This is a genomic window from Aliinostoc sp. HNIBRCY26 (assembly GCF_050235535.1).
In the GTDB taxonomy this organism is placed as follows: domain Bacteria; phylum Cyanobacteriota; class Cyanobacteriia; order Cyanobacteriales; family Nostocaceae; genus Trichormus.
Window position 1 is genome coordinate 4,745,803 of record NZ_CP189852.1, and the last position, 16,283, is coordinate 4,762,085.

At 40.1% G+C, this 16,283-nt stretch carries 13 protein-coding genes; 10 read left to right on the forward strand and 3 right to left on the reverse strand.

Annotated elements, in window-relative coordinates:
- Positions 1–99 precede the first annotated feature (99 nt).
- The 4 genes from ACQFX9_RS20105 (at position 100) to ACQFX9_RS20120 (ending at position 4,180) form a co-directional block, all read left to right on the forward strand.
- A complete protein-coding gene (locus ACQFX9_RS20105) occupies positions 100–348 on the forward strand; it encodes a hypothetical protein (protein WP_427157969.1) in 249 nt (82 codons plus the stop codon).
- Positions 349–499: 151 nt separating this feature from the next.
- Positions 500–1,885: an aminopeptidase P family protein gene (locus ACQFX9_RS20110; RefSeq protein ID WP_427162951.1), complete on the forward strand. Its 1,386-nt coding sequence runs from the start codon at positions 500–502 to the stop codon at positions 1,883–1,885.
- A gap of 829 nt (positions 1,886–2,714) precedes the next feature.
- Entirely contained in the window at positions 2,715–3,344 is a 630-nt protein-coding gene (locus ACQFX9_RS20115) for a L,D-transpeptidase (RefSeq protein ID WP_427157971.1), read from the forward strand.
- A gap of 272 nt (positions 3,345–3,616) precedes the next feature.
- Positions 3,617–4,180, forward strand: a complete 564-nt coding sequence (locus tag ACQFX9_RS20120; RefSeq protein WP_427157973.1) for a 3'-5' exoribonuclease domain-containing protein — start codon at positions 3,617–3,619, stop codon at positions 4,178–4,180.
- Positions 4,181–4,192: 12 nt separating this feature from the next.
- Here the strand turns inward: ACQFX9_RS20120 and ACQFX9_RS20125 are convergent, their stop codons facing one another.
- The 3 genes from ACQFX9_RS20125 to ACQFX9_RS20135 form a co-directional block, all read right to left on the reverse strand.
- Positions 4,193–5,518 carry a hypothetical protein gene (locus ACQFX9_RS20125; protein ID WP_427157975.1) on the reverse strand — a complete coding sequence of 442 codons (1,326 nt, stop codon included), beginning with the start codon at positions 5,516–5,518 and terminating at the stop codon, positions 4,193–4,195.
- A gap of 113 nt (positions 5,519–5,631) precedes the next feature.
- Positions 5,632–6,198: a phytochelatin synthase family protein gene (locus ACQFX9_RS20130; protein ID WP_427157977.1), complete on the reverse strand. Its 567-nt coding sequence runs from the start codon at positions 6,196–6,198 to the stop codon at positions 5,632–5,634.
- 693 nt (positions 6,199–6,891) lie between these two features.
- A complete protein-coding gene (locus ACQFX9_RS20135) occupies positions 6,892–8,388 on the reverse strand; it encodes an AAA-like domain-containing protein (protein ID WP_427157978.1) in 1,497 nt (498 codons plus the stop codon).
- A gap of 682 nt (positions 8,389–9,070) precedes the next feature.
- Here ACQFX9_RS20135 and ACQFX9_RS20140 point away from each other — a divergent pair.
- The 6 genes from ACQFX9_RS20140 (at position 9,071) to ffh (ending at position 16,074) form a co-directional block, all read left to right on the forward strand.
- Positions 9,071–9,700: a CHAP domain-containing protein gene (locus tag ACQFX9_RS20140; protein ID WP_427157980.1), complete on the forward strand. Its 630-nt coding sequence runs from the start codon at positions 9,071–9,073 to the stop codon at positions 9,698–9,700.
- 239 nt (positions 9,701–9,939) lie between these two features.
- Entirely contained in the window at positions 9,940–10,500 is a 561-nt protein-coding gene (locus tag ACQFX9_RS20145) for a hypothetical protein (RefSeq protein ID WP_427157982.1), read from the forward strand.
- 152 nt (positions 10,501–10,652) lie between these two features.
- On the forward strand, positions 10,653–11,615 hold the full coding sequence (locus ACQFX9_RS20150) for a hypothetical protein (RefSeq protein WP_427157983.1): 963 nt from the start codon (positions 10,653–10,655) through the stop codon (positions 11,613–11,615).
- Positions 11,612–12,031: a hypothetical protein gene (locus tag ACQFX9_RS20155; RefSeq protein ID WP_427157984.1), complete on the forward strand. Its 420-nt coding sequence runs from the start codon at positions 11,612–11,614 to the stop codon at positions 12,029–12,031. Before ACQFX9_RS20150 ends, ACQFX9_RS20155 begins: the two co-directional genes overlap by 4 nt.
- Before the next feature lie 341 nt (positions 12,032–12,372).
- Positions 12,373–14,202, forward strand: coding sequence for an alpha/beta hydrolase (locus tag ACQFX9_RS20160; protein ID WP_427157986.1), 1,830 nt, complete (start codon positions 12,373–12,375; stop codon positions 14,200–14,202).
- Positions 14,203–14,613: 411 nt separating this feature from the next.
- Positions 14,614–16,074, forward strand: a complete 1,461-nt coding sequence (gene ffh, locus ACQFX9_RS20165; protein ID WP_427157987.1) for a signal recognition particle protein — start codon at positions 14,614–14,616, stop codon at positions 16,072–16,074.
- The last annotated feature ends 209 nt before the right edge of the window (positions 16,075–16,283 follow it).

Genomic DNA, 16,283 nt, shown 5'->3' on the forward strand with positions numbered 1-16,283 from the left:
CAGAAGTATATACTAAGGCGATCGCTCTGGGCAAACTAAAACAATTGAGAGAAATTGAGCATAAGCATTTAAGGCCAGCATCTAAGGATAAATAAAATTATGTTGTTAAATCAAGCAGAAAATCTTGCCATCAAAATTTTAAAAACTCTTCTTAGAACGATTTCTTTCGGGCTAATATTTCTCAGTTTAGTGAGTTGTGGTAATGGTCAAACATCTCCCACCGGCATAGAACGCCCAACTATAAACAGTAATTCTTCCCCAGCCCCAACAGATTCAACAACAGATAAAGAAGACGAAGATGATGAGCAGGATGAAGCTGATCAAGATGATAAAGACAAGAAAAATTAAACCAATTCGCAATTCGCAATTCGCAATTCGCAATTAAGTGTTGTAACGGGGATTTAGACCACGCCACAACACTTGCGGCTTGATAGAAGCTGGGGACTTAAACCCCTAAATTTTATTAAAATAAGAATAAATCAAAGTTGTGTGAATGGTGATGGTAATCCACAACATTTCTAGTTCCCTGGCTGATACTTTACGACAACGTAGGCAACAACTCGCCACCTTAATTGATTTCCCCGTCATTCTGTGGTCAGGTCACAACAGCCCCCGCAATTTTCCTGCTAACCCTTATCCATTTCGGGCTAGCAGTCATTTTTTATACTTTGCTGGCTTGCCTTTACCTCACGCAGCCATTCGTCTAGAAGCGGGAAAGTTAGAACTGTTTATGGATGACCCCGAACCAAGTAGCGCACTTTGGCATGGAGAACTACCAAAACGGGAAGAAATCGCCGCCATCATTGGTGCTGACGTGGCCAAAACCATGTCAGAATTAAAACACCGAGGTAAAGACGCAGCATCAATTCCGGTGCAGAATTATCGCACTACCTTAGTACAGTCACAAATTCTGCAAAGACCAGTCTCTTCACCCTATGATTTAGAAGGTAGAGACCGAGAATTAGCAAAAGCGATCGCAACCTTACGTCTCACCCACGATGCAGGCGCACTCACTGAACTGCGCCAAGCCGCCGCTATTAGTATTGAGGCGCACAAAGCCGGCATGGTAGCCACACCCCAAGCTAAACTCGAAGCCGAAGTCCGCGCGGCAATGGAAGGGGTGATCATCGCCCACAATATGACTACTGCCTATAACAGCATCGTTACAGTTCATGGTGAAGTTCTGCATAACGAAACCTATCACCACCCGTTGCAACCAGGAGATTTACTTCTCGCCGATGTCGGTGCAGAAACGCCAATGGGTTGGGCTAGTGATATCACCAGGACTTGGCCTGTGTCTGGTAAATTTTCCCCTACGCAACGAGATATTTATGATCTTGTCCTAGCGGCTCATGATGCTTGTATTGCCAAGATACAACCAGGAGTAGAATATCGGGATATTCATTTATTGGCGGCGCAAGTCATCGCCGAAGGTTTAGTAAATTTAGGCATTTTACAGGGTAATCCCCAAGATTTAGTAGAGATGGATGCCCACGCCCTATTTTTCCCCCACGGTATCGGGCATTTACTAGGCTTAGATGTCCATGATATGGAAGATTTAGGGGATTTAGCTGGGTATGAAGCAGAAAGAAAAAGAAGCGATCGCTTTGGTTTAGGCTACTTACGTTTAAATCGTCCCTTAAAATCAGGAATGTTAGTCACCATTGAACCTGGATTTTATCAAGTCCCAGCTATTTTAAATCACCCCCAACACCGAGAAAAATATCAAAACGTCGTGAATTGGGAACGTCTCTCACAATTTGCCGATGTCAGAGGTATCCGCATTGAAGATGATGTTTTAGTAACATCAACAGGTACTGAAGTGCTAACAGCCGCCTTACCCAATCAAGCCCAGGCTGTAGAAAACCTAGTTAATCAATTTTAGATTTTGGATTTTAGATTTTAGATTGGCTGTCTTCTCTACGCGAGGCTGCACCAAGGTAGCGGATACAACACAGCGAGTATTTTAGATTTGTTCCACCTGTGTTGCTGAATCAGAGTAAGAAATGCAAAGGATATGAGGCTGAAAAAGTTTGCATCTCCAATTTTTTTGCCTCCAAAAAATTGGAAAAAATTAGGGTAAAACTGTTCCCTGTTCCCCGTTCCCGTTCGGCTGACGCTCACGGCGGAAGCCTGTTCCCTACCTCCACTAAAGGACTTTTTCCGCAAGCCCTAAGTAATTTCAGCAATCAAATCAAATTCCTATAAAAACAAAGAACTGCTTATTTGCGGGATGATTTTGCAGTCCAAAAATTCTTCCGTAATTACCCAACTTTAAAACTTTTGCTTAAGTACAGACAATCAAAATCTATATTTGCGAAGTTATTTCATCAAATTAGGTCACATTTAGTTTAAAAACTAGAAACACTGATTACTGAGTAGAGCCACATCCTTCATCAAAATACACAGTCTTTATAATTACTTCATGAAAACTTGAACATATCAAGATAATCCTTTAAGAAGCCATTAAAATTAATGCTAATTAATACTGAATTTTACAAAATGGCATAAAAATAAGCATTTCTTCGCAGGTTTACCCTTAGAGGCAGGAATTAAAGTCGAAAAAACAGGAAAAAGTAGGCAATAATTTCATGCCAAATAGCCTCGGATTAATATCTTTTAGCTGCTTATTATTGACAAGTTGTAGTCCTAATAGTGCAGCAATAAAATCTCCTCAGATAAGTCAAATACCACCCCAAAGCAGCATAAAAATATTGCCAGACAATCCATCTTCAGTTAAGGAGGGAAAAAGAAGTAGTAAAGATATTTTTACTAACAATAATGACCCCAGTTCAAATGTTGAATATTCATCACCTGAATCATTAAACAACAATCCTATTCAATTGAATAGCCACAACATTGAACAAAATAATTATCTAGCTCAAAGAGTCTCCGTTGGGACAAAAAATGGGGCAGGTAATTACATGACTCTCACACCGTCTGGGAGAACTAATGATTTAGGAAATCCACTCTTTGAATTGCGTCTATACGTCAATAACCAGCCTGTCGGGAGCTTTTTGGCAGTCTCTGGACGCACCCATACACAAAATAAAAATCGCCATCGTTCCGGGACAGAAGCACCACTACCCAACGGCATCTATACAGTGGCAAAAAATTATACTCGTGGAACTATTGCAGAAGCCGGAGAAAGGTTTTTACCAATCACACCTCGGTTCCGCACTGGTCGCACTGACTTAGGTATTCATGTAGACCCATCTTATAACAAGAACAATGGGGAAGATGGTACCTCTGGATGTATTGGTCTGACTAACACAAGAGATTTAGATCAACTCTTAAACTATGTGCGAAATTATCAACCACAGTATATCAACGTCCAGATTTAGCGATCGCAGTTCTGACTTCTCTAGGACTCATATTTGATTCCTTTTTATGGGCAAATCATTTCAGGAATCAACAAGGTTTGTTGTTGAGCTTTAGCCCTCGACTTAAGCGATAAATCACAACTACGAACCCCTCATCATTTAATACGTCAGGCCAGTAGTATTCTACCCGATAGATTTTGACAGGTTGCAGGTGTTCAGATATCCGACTTTTTCAACAAGTCGGGTATCTATGACCTATCATAATTTGTGTGGCGGACTAGTAGGAAAAACAGGTGACAATCGAAATCTACATCAGCACGGATATTGAAGCAGATGGCCCTATTCCTGGGCCTCATTCCATGCTTAGTATTGGTTCAGCAGCTTACACCGCAGATAAGCAATTAATTGCTACCTTTTCAGCCAACCTGGAAACTCTACCAGGAGCATCAGGTCATCCCCAAACTATGAAATGGTGGTCACAACAGCCGGAAGCTTGGGCAGTCTGCCGAGTTAATCTACAGCCTCCAGCATCGGTAATGCAAGCATATCATACTTGGTTAAAAGCATTACCAGGTAAACCAATCTTTGTTGCTTATCCTGCTGCCTATGATTTTATGTTCGTCTATTGGTATTTAATCAACTTTGTGGGAGACAGTCCTTTTCAGCATTCTGCACTAGATATCCGTTCCTATGCAATGGCATTCTTGAAAAATAGCTACAGTGAATCTGGAAAGCGCAATCTCCCAACAGAGTGGTTAGAGGAACAACCATTAACGCATATTGCTTTAGATGATGCTATTCAACAAGGAAAGTTGTTCTGCAATCTATTGCAAAACAACCTACAGCGTGAAAGTTAATAAAACAAATTTTTAGGCTTTGAGACTATCGAGATAAGCCTTAATCGCAGGTAATGCAGTCATCTTTTCATAGAAGAAATTGTTGACGATATTCATGACCTCGGCTTGTGCTGCTTCTACCTGTGGGCCAAGGGGAACGTCTGGTTTTTGACGGCTGATACAGCGAGATAAACGCAGCAAATGGCGCACAATTTCTAATTCCTCTTCTCCTTCCAAGACCCTGATGACTGACATAATGAGTTCATCAGTCTGATCAAGAATACTTTCGATATCAAAGACAGTAGCTTTTTCTGTAGCCTCTTGGACAGTCTTAACTAGGGAGTGGACTTGATACAGTAATGCGGCTGGCTCGTCGAACAGTTCACGCAAAAAGGCGGCTTCTTCATATTGGCCGTTCAGTCGGAAGATGTTGTACAGACGTTTAGCGGCTTTACCGTAGTTGAGATGGTCTTCTCTAACGTATTTTTTGACTTCTTTTTTTAATGTTGCCACATAGTCATCTAAGACATCTGTGGAAACTTGTTTGACTAGTTTAGAGAAGATGGGTGCAGATTGAGCATCTAAGTAAACCTCCTGGAAGTAGCCGTCTAGATAACCATCTAGGGGTGTGATTGTACCGTCGGGAGCTTCCCAAGTCACATCTAAGACGTTGCTGGCGTTGGACAATTGACCACGCACTTGATCCGCAACTACCCAGTCTAGCTTGCACCAACCAGGTTCTTGAGCTACAGCATCCCAAGTGATGACTAGAGGATTTCCTTGGCTATCCTTGGCTTGAATTTCTCCGGCTACAACTTCATCAGGAGACCAGGAAATTGGTGAACCTTTGTGATAGGTGTGATTATGGCGAATTACATTTTGGGAATAGCTACCAAATTTGAGTTCAATAAATTGAAAGTTAACCCCAGACATACTACTGAGTGCTTTCTCACGCATAATTCGCGCCAGAATCTCACAAGCTTCGGCTCTGGTGGGAGCAATAATATTGACTCTCTCGAAGTAATCACAGTCTCCTGGGTGAGTTTGCACTTTCGATTGTGCAGCCGAACCAGAAAGAGCCAGCGCGGTTTCCACAACACCAGGAATATCATCAAATTCGACTATTTTACCTATGGCTCGAAAGCGTTCTAACTCTTTGGGGTCGAAATCTAACATGGTGACTTTGTGACCAAATACACCAGTCTCTTCGTCAACCACAATATCACTGTCCCCTGTGGCTTCGGTGATTGAATTCATCCAACGCTCTAATTCTTGCTCATTGAGTTGTACACCCAAGCGGTTAGCAGATTCAATTACACGATTGCGCGCTTCTAAGGTCTTATCTGGGATGGTTGTCATATTCTCTATTTTGTTTGGGGTAGTTGTTGTACAAGTTGCTTGTTGAAATTGTAGGTAAAAGGCCGCTTGTGCTTAATGAATAAAGGTTTTTGGATTTGATGCTAGGGGAGACTTTAGTTGAGGGAAGCTTTTTGCAAAATGATCATCCCACGGGAGCGATCGCAAGCTGAATCCTTATCCACACAAGCTTTATACATCCGGTCTATGGGACATTTCCAAAAGCGAGTGTATCGCTTGGGATTGGTATCTGCGATCGTGATTTCTTGAGAACTAGGGTTATAGTCTGCTAACAGTGAAAAGTGTCCCCCTTCTAAGTTGGGGTTATTGTGAGCAATTTTAGTATTGAAATTGAGAATATGAATATCATTGGCATCTACCACAGCCTTTTCTACAATGTCTGTGAACTTCTCCATCGTCATTGATGGATTGTCAAAATATTCCAAATTCACAGTTAGTGGTAAATTGGAATTTCCAACATATTTCACACAAGTGTCATAGGTTTCAGCCAAGGTCATACCATCATCTAACACGGAGGCGATCGGTAGCTTCGTTACATAGAAAATATCATCAACTGTAGCTGTAAAACCTAAAGAAGTCATCGCATAAGCCAGGGCTGTAACATTACAACAACGAATCGGTTGTTGGAATTCTGCTAATTGAATATTATCGAAGTCCTTCATGATGATTTTTTGGTGGGATGTGTTGGTAACTGGTAAGATATGGATATCAGTTGGGAGTAATTTGTGGCAGAGTTTCGTAGAAACTGATTTATCAGCCAAGCAATTTCATTTTTGATAGATTACCAGTTCTGTCAAGATTTTTTACTGCCCATAAAGTTAATTAAAGATTTACAACTAAAGCTTTACGCACTCAGGTTTTGAAATACATAAGGCACAGATAGTTGTCTTTTTATTGTTTGGCTATGATCAGATAATTTGCTGATTTTGTAAATAGAAAAAATCGTATTTATTTTTACTAAATATACGAATTGACAAAATAATGCCAATAATGCTTATTAGTTGAAAAACTGTATATTAAGTAACAAAAAATAGTTAAATGTTCTAACTGTCCTGTGATGTTTCTAGATTTTTAACTTAAATGTTTTATCTGTTTTCATAATTTTTTACAAAAAAATCAATAATTTTTTTAAAGCTTGAGATTTTACCCAAAAATATATTTTTCATTGGGTTGATTTACTCTAAAAGAATACATTCTTGAGGTTGAGCAATAGAAATATGTCTTCAACCACAAACCAGACTATTTATCGAGGAAAAAAGAAGCGATCGCTTCGGCTGAAACTACCTCAGTTTCAATCCTCCCCTACGTCTCGGTATATTAGTCGCAATTGAACCCCAACAGTATCGACTAAGCACCTAACTGTTGATTTGCTGTAGGCGATCGCAAAAAAACGGGCGAAATAACTCGCAGGCTAGACTTGCTTTAAAACCATGCAGATGCACTAATCCCATCTTGCACAACTGCAAACCTTGTACAAGCTCGCAATCTACAGGACTTAGTTGACTGACGATTTCTGTAAACAATGGCAATAAATCGGGATAGCGTTGCAAGTTCCACCATTGCTGTTCTAGGTGGTCTACATAGATAGTAGAGGCGATATCAGAATTTTCTAACAGTTCTTCCAAGCTGATTCTCTGTTGCTGTAGGTAATAAAAAGCCAACTGCAACCGATAGGGATGTCCTCCCAACAGAGTCATCAGGTGCTGGATTTGTGGCTCGCTTATTTCCTGTTCGCACCGATTCGCTAGATCCTGTACCTGAGTAAATGTAAACTCAGGTAGCTCAATCACTAATCCAGTATTCAACAAAGAGGGATCAATTGAGGGAGGCATCAGAGTTTGTGTAGAATGAACCGTCACCAGTCGTAACTTCTGCCAAGGATTAGTGTTTGCGTTGCCTTGTTTGGCTTGCTCTGTCCAAGTTCGCAGAACTTGGAGAAATTCACTAGCAATGTCGGGGTAGGTAAAAAGATGGTTGAGTTCATCGAACGCAATGACTAGAGGACGATTATTCCTCGCAGGTTCTCCACGAACAAGGTTACTTAAGATCACATCCTCGAAATAATCAGTGGTATTGGATTTGCTACCCAAGGAATTATCCCAAAAATTAACAATCCCATTTGGCAAGCCTAACTGCTTACTGACCCTGGTACATAACCATTGTAGGAAGCGGTCTAGGTTCTGCAAAATCTCGTGGTTAACCAGTTGTAAGTTCACACAAACAGTGCGATCGCCCAAAGAGCTAGCATAAGCCAAGATACGGGTCATTAGAGAGGTTTTGCCCATTTGCTTAGGAGCGCGGATGTTGAGCAACGCACCAGGTTGCTGGATACCTTCGTAACAGAGGGATTCGAGAATGGGACGATCAATGTACAAGAATGAATCTAGAGGCATCTGCCCTCCTGGTGGCGTGAGCAGACGAAGTTGCGGATTGTTTTGCAATTGCTTTATTTTGTAGATTTGGGGGGTGTCGCTGCGATCATGCAGCATATTCAACGGAGAATCGCAGATTGATTTGATGGTTGAGCAGATTTCCACCGAGGACATTAAGTCAATCTCTGCAACATTGTCTTGTCCTGGTAACAGGTAAAGATAATCGTCTTTTAATAAGGTCAGATTCAAGGCATTGAAGCAGCGTTCCAAGGTTCGCTTATCGACTCTTACTGAGCCATTAAAAACTTTGCTAAGTGTATTAGAGGTTAAACCTGTTTTTTCACTGAGGTCTTCAAGAGTGCATCGCTTAAAGTTTTGCTCAATTTCTAACTGGGCCTTTGCCTGATTGAGTTTTTTTAAACCTTGAGCCGTCAGAATCGCACCCCGTCGGCGTAGATGACTTTTAAATTGTAATTGCATTTTAACTATCAAATAAAAATGTGCTTGGTAATAGATGAATAAATGAACCATGTTATTACTTATGCACTTGTACAAATTATTCAGCACAGTTACAAATCTTATAAATACAATCACAAAAAAATCATGTTTTCTTACTTTTTCTATGTAGGAGCATTAAAATCGCAGTTTTACATAAACTATTAAAAATTTCAAAACCAGTCGCCGCAAGAACTATGGTCGATAATTATTTTTCGTTAAGCACTCCGTTATATAAAATTAGCTGAATAGTCAACTTTGTTTTCAATGTACCTTGGGGTCAGAATTATCTCTGAAGAAATTAAACAGAACATTTTTCTTAACTTGGTTGTTTTTCCAAAGTTAAGCATGAAATTAACTAATATTTACAAAGTGTTTAAACTTTTGGAAAGCTGAAAACGATATTTAGAAAGTCTTTGGGTCTTTGCTAGTGCTAAATCCTTAACTTTTTTCTTAAAATTGTAAACTTTGCTGGTGTCGATATTAGGAAATTTGTATTAGTTGATTCATAAGTAATTAAATTGCATTGATCAAAACTACTATGACTACTGCACAAAAAGTCATTCAAATCGCAGCCAAGGAAATTGGCTACAAGGAAAATCCTCCGAATTCTAACCAGAATAAATTCGGTGTTTGGTATGGCTTCAACGAAGCACCTTGGTGTGCCATGTTCGTGTCCTATTGCTTTTATACTGCTGGCGTACCTTTGCCCGCTAAGACACCGAAGGGCTTTTCTTACTGTGGTGACGGTGTTAATTGGTTTAAAAATAAAGGGTGGTGGCATACAACCCCTAAAGTTGGAGATGTCGTCTTCTACGACTGGAAGAATGGTGGTGTTCCATTTGATCACGTTGGTATTGTGGAACAGGTCGAGGATGGCTATATCATTGCTATTGAAGGAAACACTTCTGAAGGCAATGATTCTAATGGTGGAAAGGTTATGCGCCGCAAGCGAAATACAGGCATTATTGGTTATGGACGGCCGCCCTATACTAGCGCACCAAGTAATGATGAGGGAGATAGGGTTTCTTATCCTGTATGGCCAGGACGCTACATCGCTTTAACCAGTCCCTATATGAGCGGAGATGATGTACTACTTTGGCAACGACAAATGATTTACCGAGGCTGGAATCTCGGCTCTGGGGGTACGACGGGTAAGGGAGATGATAGTGTTTTTAGCGAAAGCGATCACGAAGCCTTAATCAAGTTTCAGAAAGAAAAAGGATTGGAAGTTGATGGCAAAATAGGCCCTCAATCGTGGAATGCGGCGTGGGAACTTCCTATTACACCTGATTAACTGATCGCTATTAGGACTCAGACATTGATAGAAAAGCCTAAATAAAAGATGTAGTTTTCAAGGCTTGTAGCTGGATTTTTCAATATTATTCGGTGAGTTACGCTGTCGCTACATTGTAGTGCGATCGCCTCTCTCTTCACTCGCCGATATTACTCAAACACTATACAGTTGACCGAAAGATAGAGAGTCATTCAGTAATGCCACAAATTTGTGTAATTAATTCTATTGAGGCACTTTAAATGACTAGGAAATTTATTGAATGTAAAGCAAAAGTTTACAATCGTGGTCTTCCTCCAGATTCGTTTCTGAATGAATTGATAGATTGGGCTAGGCAAGCTCCAGATGAAATATTTCAGGAGAATAACAATAACGATATTTATGTCAGTGTTGCTCCAGAACTCGATCCTTGGAATGGTCTTCTTCACCGCAAAGCCGTCATGCTAGAGGTACTGAGGGTACTTGGTGGTTTCGAGAGTTCATGGAATTGGAATGAAGGAAGGGATAGCACGAATCCTAACTCTGACACCCCTTGTACAGAAGAAGCTGGAATTTTTCAATGCTCAGGTGATTCGATGGGTTTCGACCCTAGTTTAAAAAAGTTGCTTAAGGATGTGTCAGGTAAGACAGATTGCGAGACATTTATCAAAGTCTCGAAAAGTAACCACAAATTTGCTATTGAGTATTGTGCTAGGCTTCTTCGGTTTACAGTCAAGCATAACGGGCCTGTGAAACGCAAGGAAATCAATTCTTGGTTAAAACGCGATGCTGTAAAGGAATTTCAGGAATTTTTATCCGATTGAATGTCTGTAAGCAAGTATTAATTACTCTCAATTTTCAGTCAACGAGAAATTTTTTCAGAATGCGTCAGCATTAGCTTTGTGAATATGAAATTTAGCTGAGTTATTCCCCAGATTATCTAATTGAATTTTCCGATACTCCTTAAAGCTACTTAATGAAAAATCCAGTTCAATTAAAAAGTTTTCTCATCTTATTGATAGCAAGTATCGTTCTCAGTGGTTGCAGTCCAGAGAGGAGGGCTGTACTACGAATGACAGCACTGAACTTTAAAAGTCAGGCAAGTGATGCGATTGAAGCTGTCAAAACTATCTATCAACTCAATCCTTTACCACGTTCAACAGTTGAACTGCGGCGAATACTGGTAAAAAGACTCTTAAGCGATCGCAATATAGAATTTGACGATATAGACCAAGTATCGCAAATAATTGAAAGACAACTGCGGACAAATCCTCGACCAAGTCCTGTTAATACTGTTCTCAACGATCTCAAGCAAGAATATATCGTAGCAGGCGAAACTTTTAACAACATTGAACAAGCTGGATTATTAGGCACTGAAGCAGGTGCAGTTACTAGAGCGGCTGAACCTTCTAGGCGATTAACCGTGAAAATGCTACTGCTAGCTGAACTGATTGCTCAAGATCCACCCTCACCGAGAAATCCAGATCGAGTTGTCATTCTTTCTCGCTTTCACAAGCTCAGAGAGCAATTTCAGAATGCTAATTCTGAGGCTGAGAAAACAGAAATCTTCAATCAGGGAGAACAACTTTTAGATGAGTTATTTAGCATTAATACACAAGAGAAAACGATGATTTGTCAAGCTAGAGCTAAACTTTTGCTGACAGCCGATACAGGAGCAAAGCTTTCTCAACTCATCGAGGCATACAAAGACTTAAGCTTTGACGAAATTGTTGCTAAAATCACCACAACTTTAGGAATAGCTTCTAGTTTTGGGTCAGATATTACTGCTGTAAATGTCAGACTTAAAGAGATTCAAACAGCAATTAAAGCAGATCCAATCTTGAATGATATTTTAAACAAACAAAGACAGAATTTTCCTTCTACAATTAGCAATTCTCAACTTCTCGATTGTTCATCATTAGGAGATAGTTTAAGATGATTACCACAACTAGCCTCGACCAAATTAAAGAACAGATAAAACAGATTATTAATAGCATTGATTCAGTAGCAAATCTGTCTCCTGGTAAACCCATCAATCTACAAGTCTTTCAACAATCACAAAAAAGTCTCGAAAACATTCGTTTCAGATTACAATTTGCACTCTCGACAGCAGAAGAGGAAGAGAATTGGGAATTTGTCGATATGCTCTTTGAAGCTATTGAACAATGTGATGATGCACTCAATGCGGTGATAGCAGCAACAGTCACACAAGTTTTAATCAGTCCAGATCACGACCAAATTATTGCCGAACTGCAAAATATCAAGCGAGATATTGATGCGGCAATTCAAGCTGAGAAGGTGTTGAATTTCTTTATGAGATTGACTCGTGTAATGATTAGATTTGTGGCAGTATAAATTCCTGGAATTATTGCTTACCATGATTCTTGATTAGGTTGGCGATCACTCACAGGCATTGTCCGTCCAACGCAGTGTCTCCCATGAGAAATAGGGGAAACCAGAATATCTATTTCCCTCACATTTTCAAGGGGAAGGTTAGGGTGGGGTAAAAAGATATTTTGATACATCAATCATGAATTTTCACACGTCTTCTAAAAAACATTTTTCTGTATAAGAATAAATTAATTTTATTAAATTATATTCTTACCAGCAATTCGACTTAAGGTAATATTTAACCTAATTTTTAGGTTTAATTAATATATTCAATACTTGTTCTCTAATCAGCAGGATTCAAATTTATGTCAGATATACAATACCCCTACTACACCATTAAATCTCTTGGTGATCTTAATTGTAAGGAGGATAAAATACCTGGATATTATGTAATAAGTACAGCAACTATTAATGTTGAAATTGCAGACAAAATAAATGTACATGAAGTTAATGGAGTTAATAAGAAGAATAAACTTTTTATTCAGGAAATTGCCAAGCGTTTAGTTGATGAGAGTAAGAAGAAAGATGATCCACCTGAATTAGTCGTTCATATACATGGCTATGCTAATTCTCGAAAAGATGCGAGAAAACGCTATGAGGAAGCTTGGGAATATGTAAATTCTCCAGATTCAAAACTTGAATTGGCTAAAAGTAACTATGTCTTTATTGGCTATCGCTGGCCTGCTGAACCTCCTTTAAAAGAAGGGTTTGATTCTTTAAAAGCACTACCAATTTTGCCTAGTTGTATATTAAAAATTTCCTCTGTAGTAGTAATATCTACTATATTATTACTTTTAATAACACCTTGGTTAGAGGTTAGATTGAATTTATTATCTCTGCTAATATTTGTGATTGTATATGCAGTATGTACAGTCATGTTTATAAAACTAAACCTGCCATCAAAAACAGCAAAACTGATAAATTTATATTTATTTTTCAATGAAATTGCATTGTTTGTGCCTGTTTTATTATGTTATATCTTTTTTATTATTATTTGTAGTCAATTGCGAATATTTAGCATCATCCTCTGCGGATTGATAATAGGCATAATTTCAGCACTAATTATCCTTCGCCTCTTGACTTATTCGCGCGATCGCTTTCGTGCTAGTAACTATGGTGTCCTAGATTTAGTTGAATTTTTCCAAGATTTACAAGCGGAAAAAATAAGAATAGAGGGAATTACTAAAAGTAGAATTAAAATATCATTTATTGCTCATAGTTTAGGTTGTGAAGTTGCGACTCAAACGATACGTATCCTTGCTGATGTGTTTGATGATGATGCAATAAACACTGTTAAAAATCAACATTCTTCTAACATTAGTGCTGTATTTACCCTGGGAAGATTAGTGCTTGTTGCACCAGATATTCCTATAGAATCGATTTTAACTACTAGGGCTAATTTTCTTAAATCTTCTTTGATTCGTTGTGAGGAAGCCTATGTATTTTCTAACGAAGCTGACTTAGCATTACGCTTGGCTTCAACAGCAGCTAATTATTTTAGTTTCCCATCTAAAGACCGTTATAGAGGATATAAATTAGGTAACGTCACAGTTAATCGTAACCCTAACAGCCCTCCTAATAAAAATGGATGTCAAGACCCTAATAGCCCTCCTAATAAAAATGGATGTCAAGATAAATACGGTATAGTTAATGTTCAGAAAGATAAGCTTCAAAATCCTCATCAATATCTGGAAATTAGAACGTACCAAGAAACCGAGCGTAAGACTTTATTAGAATTGAGTGGTGAGACTCAACTTAAAGAGAATGCTATTGCCGATTGTTTTACATATTTTGATTGCACTGATTATACTGAAGAAGAACCAGAGAAAGGGATTCTCAGCTTCGCGAGGAAAAAAGATTGCCTCACACTTTGCGATTATTTTGAATTGTGTTTAGCGCACTTTTTTGGATTTCCTCGGAAAATTGACACACATGGAGGATACTTTGAGGGCAAATTCTGTCGCGGCCTAATTCATGATCTTGCTTTTCTTGGTTATGAGCAACTGCTTGGGGACAAGTATTATTCTAACCAGGATGAATTTTCTAATGCTTGTAAAAACAGAAATATCCAAGTTCTGCTGGCTTCTAATCTGCTGGCTTCTAAAAAGATTCCTCACCCATGCGACGAAGGATAAATCTAAAAATTGACAACGCCTCACCCTCAGAGGTTGTTTGACAAGTGCTTAGTTATGATTTTTTGTATTTATTGATACCCCCAAAACCTCTTTAAAAGAACGAGGAAAATACAATCAAAATTCCACTTCTAAGGGTAATTTCGGTCAATAGGAAAGTATTCGCTACATAACTTGGGACTTTTCAAACATCCTCTTCCACATTTTGTAGACTTTTGCTGTTAACCTGGAACTTTAGTGATAGGCGGAATCTGGGTTGAGCGTGAAAATTTTGGACTTGCTTGTACACAGTAGGCTCAAGTTGGGGAAAAAACTACTAAGCTGGTAAGTAGCACATTCAAAATTCACAAATTCTGAATCGCACCCAAACGGTGATTCGGACATCCCCATTGGCTCAATAACTGTAACTAAGATATGTTTGACGCATTAGCTGAACGTTTAGAATCCGCCTGGAAGAAACTACGTGGTCAAGATAAAATTTCGGAATCTAATATCCAAGATGCTTTGCGGGAAGTGCGCCGCGCCCTGTTGGAAGCAGACGTTAACCTCCAGGTAGTCAAAGATTTTATTAGCGAAGTTGAAGCCAAGGCGCAGGGGGCCGAAGTCATTAGCGGTGTGCGTCCTGACCAGCAATTCATCAAAATTGTCTACGATGAGTTAGTGCAAGTGATGGGGGAAGAAAATGTTCCCCTAGCGGAAACTGCACAAAAGCCGACTATCGTTTTAATGGCTGGTTTACAAGGTACTGGTAAAACCACAGCCACCGCTAAGTTAGCCTTACATTTACGCAAATTAGAGCGTAGTTGCTTGTTAGTAGCTACAGACGTATACCGTCCCGCCGCTATCGACCAGTTAATCACTCTGGGTAAGCAAATTGATGTCCCCGTTTTTGACATGGGGAGTGATGCAGACCCCGTAGAAATTGCCCGTCAAGGGGTGGAACGCGCCAAGGCGGAAGGTGTAAACACAGTAATTATCGATACCGCAGGTCGTCTGCAAATTGACGCGGATATGATGGCGGAATTAGCCCGCATCAAAGCCACAGTTGAACCTCACGAAACTCTGCTAGTAGTGGATTCCATGACGGGTCAAGAAGCAGCAAATCTTACCCGTACCTTCCATGAACAAATCGGTATCACTGGCGCAATTCTTACCAAGATGGATGGTGATAGCCGAGGTGGGGCGGCGTTGTCAGTACGGCAAATTTCCGGCGCGCCGATTAAATTTGTGGGCGTAGGTGAAAAAGTCGAAGCCCTACAACCCTTTTACCCAGACCGTATGGCTTCCCGGATTTTGGGGATGGGTGACGTTCTCACCTTAGTAGAAAAAGCCCAAGAAGAAATCGACCTAGCAGACGCAGAACAAATGCAGGAGAAAATCCTGTCAGCCAAATTTGACTTCACCGATTTCGTCAAGCAACTGCGCCTATTGAAAAATATGGGGTCATTGGGGGGTATCCTCAAGATGATTCCAGGGATGGGTAAGCTTTCTGATGATCAGCTAAAACACGGCGAAACTCAGTTAAAACGCTGTGAAGCCATGATCAACTCCATGACCATCCAAGAACGCCGCGACCCAGATTTACTGGCGAGTTCACCCAGTAGAAGGCGGCGAATTGCTAAAGGTTCGGGCTATGGAGAAGCCGACGTAAGTAAATTAGTGGCTGATTTCCAAAAAATGCGATCGCTCATGCAGCAAATGGGTCAAGGTAGCTTCCCAGGAATGCCCGGAATGTTCGGCGGTGGCGGTATGGGTAACGCTTTGGCTGGTATGGGCGGCCGTCCCGCAGCCCCTGGTTGGCGCGGCTATAACGGCGGCGGCGCGAAGAAGAAAAAACCCAAAGATAAGAAGAAAAAAGGGTTTGGGAATCTTTGAGGTTGGGGATTGGGGATTGGGGACTGGGGACTGGTGTAAACAAGGTAAACAGTAAGTCATATCCAATGCCCTATACCCCATGCCCTATAAAATTTCTTTCATTTTGAATTTTGAATTTTGAATTGATTAGCCCCATGCCCAATTTCCTCTGAGAAATCATAGCCGTAAACCATAGACAAGTGCTAAAATTAGCATTTCAGTATGGGAAG